We start from the raw sequence: 11,949 nt of genomic DNA on the forward strand, positions 1-11,949 counted from the left end.
GCGCGTCGAACTATGATAAGTCTCATGATAAAGCACCCGGCCACACAGTAAAAATAACCGGTTAAATTTAAGCGTAGCGTTGAAACGCGACTTACATCTTTAGGTAACGCGATGCCCCTTGAAGAACCGCAAGGTCAGCTCGATCAATTTTTCCGGCTCTCGCAAGACATGTTCTGCTGCCTCGACGCTGCGGGCATAGTGCTTAACGTCAATCCTATGTTTGAAACACTGCTGGGCTATAGCGCTGCAGAGCTGGTGGGCCGACCGTGCGGTAAAGTGATCGACCCGCGTGATTATAAGGTGATTGAAACGGCGCTGGCGCAACTGCTTCAAGGAGAAATCATCAAAGCCTTTGATGTTCGCGCGTTAACCGCAGCAAGGCAACTGCTGTGGCTGGAAGTCACGGCGTCACTCGGCGATAAGGTGATTTATGTCATTGCCCGAGATATTACCCGGCGCAAGGCCATTGAAAAGCAGCTTTTACGCAATCAGCGGCTGCTGGAAATGGCGGGTGAGTCTGCGCTGATTGGTGGCTGGTACGTAGATGTGGTGAATAACGTGCCCGTTTGGTCAGACGAGCTGTGCCAAATTCACGGCATGCCGCCGGGGTTTAAACCCTCTGTGGAGGAGGCTTTCGCTTTTTATGCGCCAGGCTCTAGAGAACAACTGATGCGCGATTTTCAGGCGTGTAGCGATACCGGCATTAGTTTTGACGGCGAGTATGAGGTGATCACGCGTCAGGGGCGACACCTGTGGGTGAGAGCCATTGGCAGAGCGGTGAGAGATGAGCACGGAGAGATTTTTCAAATACAAGGCTCAACCCAGGACATTAGTCACCGTAAAGCCACCGAGCAAAAGCTACAGCTGCTAGAGCGCAGCGTTGAGTCGAGCACTAACGGCGTGATTATCGTTGATGCGCTCAGCGACGATCTACCGATGGTTTATGTCAATGCCGCGTTTGAGCGCATCACGGGCTACTCCCGGCAAGCCGTGCTGGGGCGTAACTGTCGGTTTCTTCAGGGAGAGGATACCGCGCCGGAATCTCGGCGACAGCTGCGTAAAGGTATTAATGCCCAGCGTGAAGTGCATGTGGTGATTCGCAACTACCGGTGCGACGGGACGCCGTTCTGGAACGATCTATACATTTCGCCGGTGCGCGATGAAGCCGGCGTAGTGACCCACTTTATTGGCGTACAAAATGACATTACCTCACAGCGCGAGTATCAAGCGCAGTTACGCCATAACGCGAGCCACGACGCGCTGACCGGGCTGCCTAATCGGTTGTTGCTCAACCAGCGCTTGGCCCAAGGGTGTCTGTTAGCAAAGCGCTACCATCGCTACTTAGCCGTTCTGTTTGTCGACCTAGATGACTTTAAGCCGATTAACGACACCCTGGGCCATGAAGTGGGGGATTTTCTGCTGATTGAAGTGGCTAAGCGGCTGGAGGAGGAGCTGCGCCCTTGGGATACCGTGGCGCGCTTTGGTGGCGATGAGTTTGTCGTGCTGCTGCCAGATTTAGCCCACGAGCAGGATGTACTGCAAGTGGTCGAGCGTCTGCTTGCCCGGGTTTCGTCGCCCTACTGGTATCGCACCAGCGAGCTACGAATTTCCGCGAGCATTGGTATTGCCACCGATGACGGGACTATGAGCGAGCCACGCCAGCTGATTCAACAGGCAGACCTTGCGATGTACAAAGCCAAGCGGCGGGGGCGCAACACCTACCAGTGGTATACCGATGAGTTAAATCGCAAGGTAACCGAGCGCGTCAGTTTGCGTCATGCTCTTCAGCAGGCCATTGAGCAAGACCAGTTTGAGCTACATTATCAGCCTCAGGTTTGCCAACGCGGCCGGGTGGCCGGGGTAGAAGCACTGCTCCGCTGGTACCATCCTGAGCGTGGCAATATCCCGCCAGTGCAGTTTATTAGCCTAGCGGAAGACACCGGGCAAATTATGCCCATCAGTGAGTGGGTGCTGGCCACCGCGTGCCGGGACGCGGTGGCCCTCAACGCCGCAGGCCACGGCCCGATCACCATGGCCGTTAATGTGTCACCTATGCAGTTTCAGCGGCCAGGTTTTTTGGCTTCAATAGAAAAAGCGCTACAAGAGAGCGGTCTTGCGCCTGAGCTGTTGGAGCTAGAGCTTACCGAAGGTGTGCTCATGGATAGCGCCGAGCACACGATTCAAGCGCTGCATGCCCTGCGCCGCATGGGGGTACACATAGCGCTGGATGACTTTGGTACGGGGTTCTCCAGCTTGAGCTACTTAAAGCGCCTACCCATTAATAAGCTCAAGGTTGACCGCTCCTTTGTGCGCGAAGTGGTTAACGACCGCCGCGACGCTGCCATTGTGGATGGCGTTGTCACCATGGCGGATAAGCTGGGTCTTGAGGTATTGATTGAAGGTATCGAAACCGCCGAGCAGTTTAACTATTTCAAAGGGGTTCAGCGTGCCCACTTCCAAGGTTACTACTTTGCTCGGCCGATGCCCCTTGCAGCGTTCTATGCGTTTTTACAATCCCCGCTTACCGCCACCGTTACAATTGAGTCACCTACGTCTTAAGCGGCCACTGTTTAAAACGGCATGCCGCTGAGTGCGGCGACTCTGGTACACTTTCGATTAACGATTCCATTAGTTTTGTCAGCAGGATATGCCTCCGATGAGCCAAGCTACGAACCAGTCTTGGGGCGGTCGCTTTAGCGAGCCCACCGATGCTTTTGTTGCACGCTTCACCGCGTCAGTAACGTTCGACCAGCGCCTAGCGCGCCAGGATATCCAGGGCTCTATCGCCCATGCCACCATGCTTGCCCGGGTAGGCGTGCTCAGCGATGAAGAGCGCGACGCCATTATTAACGGCCTGACCGAGATTCAGGGCGAGATTGAGCGGGGCGAGTTCAACTGGTCGGTGCCGCTTGAAGATGTGCACATGAACATTGAGGCGCGGCTGACCGATAAAATCGGCATTACCGGCAAGAAGCTGCACACCGGGCGCTCGCGCAACGACCAAGTGGCCACTGATATCCGCCTGTTTATGCGCGATGAAATCGACGTCATTGAAGCGGAATTGGTACGCCTGCGCGAAGGCATGATTGAGCTTGCCGACCGCGAAGCCGATACCATTATGCCGGGCTTTACCCACCTGCAAACGGCGCAGCCGGTCACTTTTGGCCACCACCTGCTAGCCTGGCAAGAAATGCTGGCCCGTGACCACGAACGCCTGCTGGACTGCCGCAAGCGCGTGAACGTACTGCCACTGGGCGCTGCAGCGCTGGCAGGCACTACCTACCCCATCGACCGCCACGTGACCGCTGAGCTGCTCGGTTTCGACCGCCCAGCAGAAAACTCCCTGGACGCCGTCTCCGATCGTGACTTCGCCATCGAATTTACCAGTTTTGCCAGCATTCTCATGATGCACCTGTCGCGCATGAGCGAAGAGCTGGTGCTGTGGACCAGCGCCCAGTTTGACTTTATCGACCTGCCTGACCGTTTCTGCACCGGCTCCTCCATCATGCCGCAGAAGAAAAACCCGGACGTGCCTGAGCTGGTGCGCGGTAAAACTGGCCGGGTCTACGGGCACTTAATGGCGCTGCTGACGCTCATGAAGTCCCAGCCGCTGGCCTACAACAAAGATAATCAGGAAGACAAAGAGCCGCTGTTTGACGCGGTAGACACCGTGCGCGACTGCTTAAAAGCCTTTGCCGACATGGTGCCCGCCATTGAGCCCAAGAAAGAGAGCATGTATGAAGCCGCGCGGCGGGGCTTCTCCACTGCTACAGACCTCGCTGATTACTTAGTGCGCAAAGGCGTTGCCTTCCGTGATGCCCACGAAATTGTTGGTTTGTCAGTGGCCTATGGCCTGAAAACCAAAAAAGACCTCTCGGAAATGACCCTGGAAGAGCTGCAGCAGTTCTCCACCATTATCGAGCAGGACGTGTTTGAGGTGTTAACGCTAGAAGGCTCTGTAGCGGCGCGTAATCACATTGGCGGCACCGCGCCTGACCAAGTGCGCGCAGCGGCAAGCCGTGCCCGCGAAGCGCTGGCAGCGCTTAAAGGTGATGCATGAAGCGGCAAGCCTTCACATTGAGCGCAGTGCTACTAACGGCGCTGCTACTCGTCGGCTGTGGCCAGAAAGGACCGCTTTATCTGCCTGACGATACCAACGATTCGGCCGCCGAGCAGGAGGGGTAATGGATCACTTTAACTACCGTGACGGCGTTCTTTATGCTGAAGATGTGCCGCTAACGCAGCTGGCTGACGCGCTGGGCACGCCTTGCTATGTCTACTCCAAGGCAACGCTGAAGCGCCATTTCCGTGCCTATACCGAAGCGCTAGGTGGCCACCCGCACCTGATTTGCTACGCGGTAAAAGCAAATTCCAACCTTGCTGTTTTAGGGCTGCTAGCAACGCTAGGCGCCGGGTTTGATATCGTCTCAGTGGGCGAGCTTGAGCGCGTATTGAAAGCCGGTGGTGACCCTGCAAAAGTGGTTTTCTCGGGGGTTGCCAAGCAGCCTCAGGAGATGGCCCGCGCCCTTGAGGTTGGCATCAAGTGTTTTAACGTTGAGTCGCGCTCAGAGCTTGAGCGCTTGAATCGCGTGGCAGGTGAGCTGGGAAAAATTGCGCCAGTCTCGCTGCGGGTTAACCCGGATGTAGACGCGGGCACCCACCCGTATATTTCTACCGGCTTGAAAGATAACAAGTTTGGTATCCCGGTAGATGAAGCGCTAGACGTTTATCAGCTAGCGGCCAGCCTGCCCAACCTGCGGGTGGCAGGGCTTGATTGCCATATCGGTTCCCAGCTTACCGAAACCGCGCCGTTCTTGGATGCCCTAGAGCGGTTATTAATGTTGATGGAGCGGTTGCGTGAGCGTGGCATCGAAATCGACCACCTGGATTTAGGCGGCGGCCTGGGTGTGCCTTACCGCGATGAAACGCCACCCCAGCCATTTGATTACGCCAGCCAGTTGCTGGCGCGTCTCTCTCGCTGGAAAGGCGGTGAAACGCTGACCCTGCTGTTTGAACCCGGCCGCTCCATTGCCGCCAATGCAGGTGTCATGCTGACTCGCGTGGAGTTTTTAAAGCCTGGCGAAACTAAAAACTTTGCGATTGTTGATGCCGCCATGAATGACTTGATTCGCCCGGCGCTGTATCAAGCATGGCAGGCCATTGTGGCGGTGGATACTCGCCACGAGCGCGCAACAGCCACCTACGATGTGGTGGGGCCGGTGTGCGAAACCGGTGACTTCTTGGGTAAAGAGCGCGAGCTGGCGATTACCGAAGGCGACCTGCTGGCGGTGCGCTCGGCGGGGGCTTATGGTTTTGTGATGGCCTCCAATTACAACAGTCGCCCGCGTCCGCCAGAAGTGATGGTAGATGGCAGTCACTACCATGTAATACGCGCCCGGGAAAGTTTGGAAAATCTGTGGGCTGGCGAGGCGCTGTTGCCTGAAGGGGCGCGCTGATGCTGCTCCACTTCACTAAAATGCACGGCCTGGGCAACGACTTTATGGTCGTTGACCTTGTCACTCAGCGCGCCAGGTTGCTCGATGAGCAGATCCGCCAGTTGGCGGATCGCCGCTTTGGCATTGGCTTTGACCAGCTATTAATCGTCGAGCCGCCCCGAGACCCGGAGATGGATTTTCGTTACCGCATCTATAACGCCGACGGTAGCGAAGTGGAAAACTGCGGCAACGGCGCGCGCTGCTTTGCCCGCTTTGTGCGTGACCAGCGCCTGACCCATAAACATGAAATCCACGTGGAAACCGCGGGTGGCCCGCTGGTGCTGAACGTGCAGCACGATGGCATGGTGCGCGTGGATATGGGCAGACCACGCTTTAACCCTGCCACGCTGCCGTTTGAGGCGCCTGGCGACCAGCCGCTTCATGAGGTGGCTGTGGAGGGGGAGACGCTGCAGCTGGGCGTAGTGTCCATGGGCAACCCCCATGCGGTTTTGCAGGTGGAGAGTGTCGATAGCGCACCGGTGGAGCGCTTAGGGCCGCTGCTTGAATCACACCCGCGCTTTCCCAAGCGAGTGAACGTCGGCTTTATGCAAGTGGTGGCGCCCAATGAGATCCGCCTGCGCGTGTTTGAGCGTGGCAGCGGCGAAACCCTTGCCTGCGGAACCGGCGCCTGTGCCGCCGTGGCTAGCGGTATCCGCCAAGGGCTGTTGAAAAGCCCGGTGACGGTACACCTACCGGGGGGGCAGCTCAGTATTGAGTGGCCTGACCCTGAAGCATCGCTTGTCATGGTTGGGCCCGCAACACGGGTCTTTGATGGTCGTGTAGCACTCATCTAATTCGAGGAGAACGGCGATGTCACAAGCCCCCGAGCCGCGCAAGACGCTCGACCCTGACCAAGTGGCGTTTTGGCTGGCCCGTCATCCCGATTTTTTTGTCGGTCGAGAAGGGCTATTGCAGCAGCTCAAGGTGCCCCATCCCCATATAGAGGGTGCCGTATCGCTGCTTGAGCGGCTAGTCATTGATTTGCGCCAGCGCGCCGAAACCGCGGAAGACCGCCTAGAGCACCTGCTGGAGACCGCACGGCATAACGAGTCCCAATATCGCCGCCTGCGAGAAACGCTGCTGGCGCTGGTCGAAGCGCAAGATCGTGATGCGTTAGCCCAGGCCCTGGCCACCCAGCTAAGCGAGCGTTTTGATACGCCCGCTATGGCGCTGTGGTGCCCGGCGTCATTAAGCGATAGCGAAGCCGCGCCCCCACAGCCGCCGCGTCACGTGTTAGACCAGCACGCCAGCGCGCGGTTAGCGGCGCTGCTGGATGGCCGCACCAGCCGTTGCGCCAAGCTTAGCGTGAGCGACTGGAAGTGCCTGCTGCCCCATACCAAGGCGCCGCGTAGGGCCGGTTCCTGCGCCATTTCACGGCTATCGGCAGGGGAGCCGCTAGGGTATTTACTGCTTGCCAGTCCCGACCCCGAGAGCTACCGCGCCAGTATGGATACGCTGTTTACCGAGTACCTGGGCGATATTGTGGCGCGGCTGTTGATGCGCCTGGAACCCCATGCCTAACACGTCCATTGCTGAGCAGGTTGAGCGCTATTTAGCGGTCCTGGCGGCCCACGCAAGCCCGGCTACGGTAGCGGCTTATCGCCAGGATTTAGCCGCGCTTTGCCGCTTTACGCAGCAGCGTGACATCACTGAGCCCAGCGCGCTGGATGCCACCCTGCTCAGAGCATTTTTAGGGGCCGAGCGCAGCCGTGGCCTAGCCCCCAGAAGCCTGGCACGCAGGCGGGCTGCGCTTTCGCGCTTTGCGGATGACCTGGTAAAGCAAGGCGTGCTTGCGGATAACCCCGTCGGCCTGCTGCGAACCCCGAAGCAACCAAGCCATCTGCCCAGGCCCGTGGATGTAGATGCGCTGGCGCGCTTTTTAGATACCCCCCACGACGGCACGCCGCTGGCGATACGCGACCAAGCCATGCTGGAGCTGTTTTACTCCAGTGGCTTGCGCCTGGCGGAGCTGGCGGCGCTGGACCTTAACCATTTAACCGCTAATCATGTGCGGGTAATGGGTAAAGGCAGTAAGCCCCGCCAAGTACCGGTGGGTCGGCGAGCTCATCAGGCGCTCACAGCGTGGCTTGCCTGCCGTAGCGGGCTTGCGCCTGAGGGTAACGTCGCGCTATTTGTCGGTCAGCGCGGCTCGCGCCTTGGGCATCGTGCTATCCAAAAGCGTTTGGCGCAGCTGTCGGTAACCCGTGGCTTGCCTGAACACCTGCACCCTCACCGCCTGCGCCACTCGTTTGCCAGTCATCTGCTGGAGTCGAGCCAGGATCTACGCGCGGTGCAAGAGCTACTCGGCCATGCCAACTTATCTACCACCCAGGTATATACGCGGCTGGATTGGCAGCACCTAGCCGAAAGCTACGATGCTGCTCACCCGCGCGCTAAACGCCGCCCTGCTGGGAGCTAACCATGTCGTCGCTAGAAGCGATTACTTTTGATCTTGATGATACGCTTTGGGACAACCAGGGCGTGATGCTAAAAACGGAAGAGGGGCACTATCGCTGGCTGTTAGAAGCCCTGGCGATGTGGCGCGAAGCACGCCAGGAGCCGCCGTTAGCACTGCATTACCAGCAAGGCGTGGCGGATTATTTGCAGCGTCGCCAGCAGTGGGCACAGCGGGTGCCGGAACGGCGTGGAGACTTTACTTGGCTGCGGTTAAGGGCGCTGGAAGAGCAGCTTGAGGCACAGGGCCTGACGCGCAGTGCCGCCTTCATGTGGGCGGCCGCCGCGATGAATGAGTTTCACCGCCTGCGGGTACAGGTAACGCCTCATCCTGAAGCGGCCGGTTTGTTAGCCGCTTTAGCTGAACGCTACCAGTTGGCCGCGATTACGAATGGCAATATCCACTTAAAGCGCCAACCTTTGGCCAGCTATTTTCCCGTGGCGATTGCCGCAGGTGAGTTGCTGGCGCCGAAGCCTGATCCCAAGCCCTTTCTTACCGCGCTTGAGCGGCTTAACGTGGCCCCAAACCGGGCTATGCACGTGGGTGACTCGTGGAAAGAGGATGTGCTGCCCGCCCAGCAGCTGGGGATGCATGCTGCGTGGATTGCCGAGCGCGGTGACCAGGCACTACCCGCGCGCGTCCACCGCATAGCCCATGTCAAAGAGTTGCCTAACCTGATCGAGTGGCTGGAGAAGCGGCGCTGAGTGCGCTGTATTTTCACCAGCGAATGTTACGAGCCGCTTAGGCAGGCGGCTGGTCGTGCTCTGATTGGTCCGGTGTATGCAGCCACTGGTCGAGCTTCTTGGAAAGCGTATCCACGCCGTCGCGCTTAAGCGATGAAAAAAGCTGCACAGACACGAGGTCCTCCCACTCTTTCAGGCGTGAGCGGACTTTTTGTAGCGTGGCACTGGCTGGGCCTTTTTTGAGTTTGTCGGACTTGGTGAGCAAAATATGCACCGGCATTTCACGCTGGTCGGCATAGTTGAGCATCATTTGGTCGAACTCGGTAAGCGGGTGACGTACATCCATCAGCAGCACCAAGCCGCGCAGGCTAAAGCGGTTACGAAGATACTCAGCCAAGTGCTTTTGCCACTCTAACTTGACCGATTCTGGCACTTTGGCGTAACCATAGCCGGGCAAATCAACCAAACGGCGTGATTCATCGTTCATCACGCTAAAAAAGTTAATCAGCTGGGTACGACCCGGGGTGCGCGACGTGCGCGCCAGCGCGGTCTGCTGGGTAAGCGCGTTAATAGCGCTGGATTTACCTGCATTGGAGCGCCCGGCAAAGGCCACTTCCGCACCGGTATCGTCAGGGCAGAGCGCAAGGGTCGGCGCACTGATAACAAAGCGGGCGGTGGGGTAGTTCAGTCGGGGGACTAGGCTATCATGGGGGGTAGTCATGGAATCAATCCTGGAAAACGAACGTATAAACGGCCCGCTTCACCACATTAGTGTGAAAAAAAGCGATACCGCGACGAATTACCCCGAAAGCAGTCTTGGACTTGCATTCCCGCCGCTAGGGTGATTCGTTATAATGCAAGAGGTTTATAACTGCGACCTGGGGCGCTAGTGTACCATCGCGCTCTAGCCAGCAGCGACCAACACGACATGTTGTTCGTTTTGGCGGAGCTGACCCTGGTAAAGTGCTGAACCTGGGCAGCGCCCGGGATGCGTACCAGTCAATAATCAAACGGCATAGTGGACTAGCAATGAGAAAGTTACTGGCAAGCCTGGCAATTACCATGGGTGCCGTTGGCACCGCCCATGCGCAAACCGACTATCAAGCGGAAGCCGATGCTTCAGCAGGTCGTGAACTGGCCCAAACCTGTGCGGCCTGTCACGGCCAAGCGGGCATCAGCCCGTCGGGTGCGTTTCCTAACCTGGCAGGTCAGCAGATGTCTTACCTGGCCAAGCAAATTAAGGACATCCGCGATGGCCACCGTATGGTGCCCACCATGGCGGGGCAAGTAGATGATTACTCCGACCAGGACGCCTGGGATGTAGCCGCGTTTTTCGCTGGGCAAGATGCTAACTTGGGCCAAACTAGCGATGAAGATGCAGAGCTTCTCGCCCGCGGTGAAGAGCTCTATCGTGCAGGTGACATGGCGAAAGGTATCCCCTCCTGTAGCGCTTGCCACACACCTACCGGTGTTGGTATTGGCAGTGCGGTGTATCCGGGGCTTTCCGGTCAGCATGCGGAATATACGATTGCTACTCTGCAGGATTTTGCAGCCGGTGAGCGGGCTAACGACCCGAACAACATAATGCGCGATATCGCTTCTAAAATGAGCGACAGCGACATGGAAGCGGTAGCGAACTACCTGTTGGGCTTGCACTAAGTTCAGCGTCTAGGGTTCTCCCTTTTGCTAAACGACGTTGGCAAAGCGGGGAACCTGTGGCCTACATTGACGGTCACAGCTTTCGCTTATCCTTGGAGAATTCTCGCTATGTTTAAAACGTTAGTGGTCGCGTTGGCCGGTTTCGGCCTTTCCGCTGCTGTCAGTGCCCAGGAGTTGGTCGAAGGCCAGCACTACACGCTACTTGCTACCCCCGTGGCGACAAACGTAGACGAAGGGCAGATCGAAGTGACCGAAGCGTTTTGGTACGGATGCCCGCACTGCTATCGCCTCCAAACGCCGGTAAGCGAGTGGTATGAGTCGCTTGAGGACGATGTCAGCATCGTGCACATGCCTGCGACCATGGGCGGTGACTGGAATACCCACGCGAATGCTTTTTATGCCGCTAAGTCGCTGGGGATTGAAGAAGAGCTGCATGCAGATTTCTTCGCTGCGATTCATGAAGACGGTCGTGCGTTAACAGATGCTGATGACATTGCGGCATTTTTTGCGGATTACGGCGTCAGCGAAGAAGAAGCAAAGCAAGCGCTAACGGCTTTCAGCGTGCGCAGTGACGTTAACAAAGCGAACAGCCGCATGCGAGAAATGCGCCTTATGGGTGTTCCTGCGCTAGTGGTTGATGGCCGCTATGTGATTACCCCTAGTACGGCCGGCAGCTTGGATAACATGCCGCAGATTGCCGGTGCGTTAGTTGAGCGCGTCCGCAGCGAGCGCACAGAATAACAATGCTGGAGCAGGGTCATGTTGGCAGCTTAACAGGTGGGCTAACGTCCAATCGCGGAAAATCGTTATTGGATCATGGCCACCTCAGGCTACTGACGTTCAATCTGCAGGTGGGGATTCAAACCTCCGCCTACCACCACTATGTAACCCGTAGCTGGCAGCATTTTTTACCTCATCCCCAGCGTTTGAAGCGGTTAGCGGTGATGGGTGAAGTGCTAAGCCAATTCGATGTGGTTGGGCTGCAGGAAGTGGACGGCGGTAGCTTCCGCTCCAGCAGTATTAACCAAGTGGAATTCCTCGCCGGTCAGGCGGGGTTTCCCCACTATTTTCAACAGCTAAACCGTAATTTGGGGCGTATTGCCCAGCACAGTAACGGCCTTTTATCCCGTTTAGTGCCCAGCCGTATTGAGGAGCACCGCTTGCCGGGTGCGATGCCTGGGCGTGGGGCGATACATGTGCGCTATGGCAATGGGCCTGATGCACTGCATATCTTTGTGGCCCACTTGGCGCTCAGCCATCGTGGCCGTGTTCGGCAGCTTAATTATCTCAGTGAAATCATCGAGCCGCTTCGTCATGTCGTGGTGATGGGTGATTTGAACTGCACGCCTGAACAGCTTCATGCCCATGAGCGTTTTAGTACGTCCCTGCCGCTCCACCCGGTCAAGCCGCTTTTAAGCTATCCGTCGTGGCAGCCACGCCGTGCGCTAGATCATATCCTACTCTCGCAAACCCTCGAAGCCGCCGAAGTGCGCGTGTTAGACCATCTGTTTTCGGACCATCTGCCGATTGCCGTAGATCTGCCGCTGCCTGCCGCTTGTCTAAATGCTTTAGCCGATGCAGAGCAGAAGCCGAGGCATTAGCCAACACGCGCTAATGCGCCGAATAAGCATATTAATTGTCACTTAGCGCCGAATAG

At 57.4% G+C, this 11,949-nt stretch carries 11 protein-coding genes; 10 read left to right on the forward strand and 1 reads right to left on the reverse strand.

All coding sequences use genetic code 11. From position 1 onward, the window contains the following. The first annotated feature begins 111 nt into the window (after positions 1-111). The 7 genes from BB497_04440 to BB497_04470 all read left to right on the forward strand — a co-directional run bounded on the left by BB497_04440 (position 112) and on the right by BB497_04470 (position 8,654). Positions 112-2,559 carry a diguanylate cyclase gene (locus BB497_04440; GenBank protein AVI62002.1) on the forward strand — a complete coding sequence of 816 codons (2,448 nt, stop codon included), beginning with the start codon at positions 112-114 and terminating at the stop codon, positions 2,557-2,559. Between the two features lie 97 nt (positions 2,560-2,656). Beyond that, positions 2,657-4,060, forward strand: coding sequence for an argininosuccinate lyase (locus tag BB497_04445; protein ID AVI62003.1), 1,404 nt, complete (start codon positions 2,657-2,659; stop codon positions 4,058-4,060). Between the two features lie 124 nt (positions 4,061-4,184). Then, the gene (locus tag BB497_04450; protein ID AVI62004.1) at positions 4,185-5,456 is read left to right on the forward strand and encodes a diaminopimelate decarboxylase; all 1,272 of its coding nucleotides are present in this window, start codon (positions 4,185-4,187) and stop codon (positions 5,454-5,456) included. Then, the gene (locus tag BB497_04455) at positions 5,456-6,289 is read left to right on the forward strand and encodes a diaminopimelate epimerase (GenBank protein AVI62005.1); all 834 of its coding nucleotides are present in this window, start codon (positions 5,456-5,458) and stop codon (positions 6,287-6,289) included. Before BB497_04450 ends, BB497_04455 begins: the two co-directional genes overlap by 1 nt. Positions 6,290-6,305: 16 nt before the next feature. Then, positions 6,306-7,016, forward strand: a complete 711-nt coding sequence (locus BB497_04460; protein ID AVI62006.1) for a hypothetical protein — start codon at positions 6,306-6,308, stop codon at positions 7,014-7,016. After that, positions 7,009-7,914: a tyrosine recombinase XerC gene (locus BB497_04465; protein ID AVI62007.1), complete on the forward strand. Its 906-nt coding sequence runs from the start codon at positions 7,009-7,011 to the stop codon at positions 7,912-7,914. Before BB497_04460 ends, BB497_04465 begins: the two co-directional genes overlap by 8 nt. A 2-nt stretch (positions 7,915-7,916) precedes the next feature. Next, entirely contained in the window at positions 7,917-8,654 is a 738-nt protein-coding gene (locus BB497_04470; protein ID AVI62008.1) for a haloacid dehalogenase, read from the forward strand. 37 nt (positions 8,655-8,691) lie between these two features. On the opposite strand, the gene BB497_04475 is transcribed toward BB497_04470, so the two are convergent. Then, the gene (locus tag BB497_04475) at positions 8,692-9,354 is read right to left on the reverse strand and encodes a YihA family ribosome biogenesis GTP-binding protein (GenBank protein ID AVI62009.1); all 663 of its coding nucleotides are present in this window, start codon (positions 9,352-9,354) and stop codon (positions 8,692-8,694) included. A 308-nt stretch (positions 9,355-9,662) separates the two neighbouring features. On the opposite strand from BB497_04475, the gene BB497_04480 reads away from it, so the two are divergent. The 3 genes from BB497_04480 (at position 9,663) to BB497_04490 (ending at position 11,893) form a co-directional block, all read left to right on the forward strand. Then, on the forward strand, positions 9,663-10,292 hold the full coding sequence (locus BB497_04480) for a cytochrome C (GenBank protein ID AVI62010.1): 630 nt from the start codon (positions 9,663-9,665) through the stop codon (positions 10,290-10,292). A gap of 108 nt (positions 10,293-10,400) precedes the next feature. After that, the gene (locus tag BB497_04485) at positions 10,401-11,033 is read left to right on the forward strand and encodes a disulfide bond formation protein DsbA (protein AVI62011.1); all 633 of its coding nucleotides are present in this window, start codon (positions 10,401-10,403) and stop codon (positions 11,031-11,033) included. Positions 11,034-11,035: 2 nt separating this feature from the next. Next, on the forward strand, positions 11,036-11,893 hold the full coding sequence (locus tag BB497_04490) for an endonuclease (GenBank protein AVI62012.1): 858 nt from the start codon (positions 11,036-11,038) through the stop codon (positions 11,891-11,893). Positions 11,894-11,949: the final 56 nt, after the last annotated feature.

The sequence above is a fragment of the Halomonas sp. GFAJ-1 genome, from assembly GCA_002966495.1.
GTDB lineage: Bacteria > Pseudomonadota > Gammaproteobacteria > Pseudomonadales > Halomonadaceae > Vreelandella.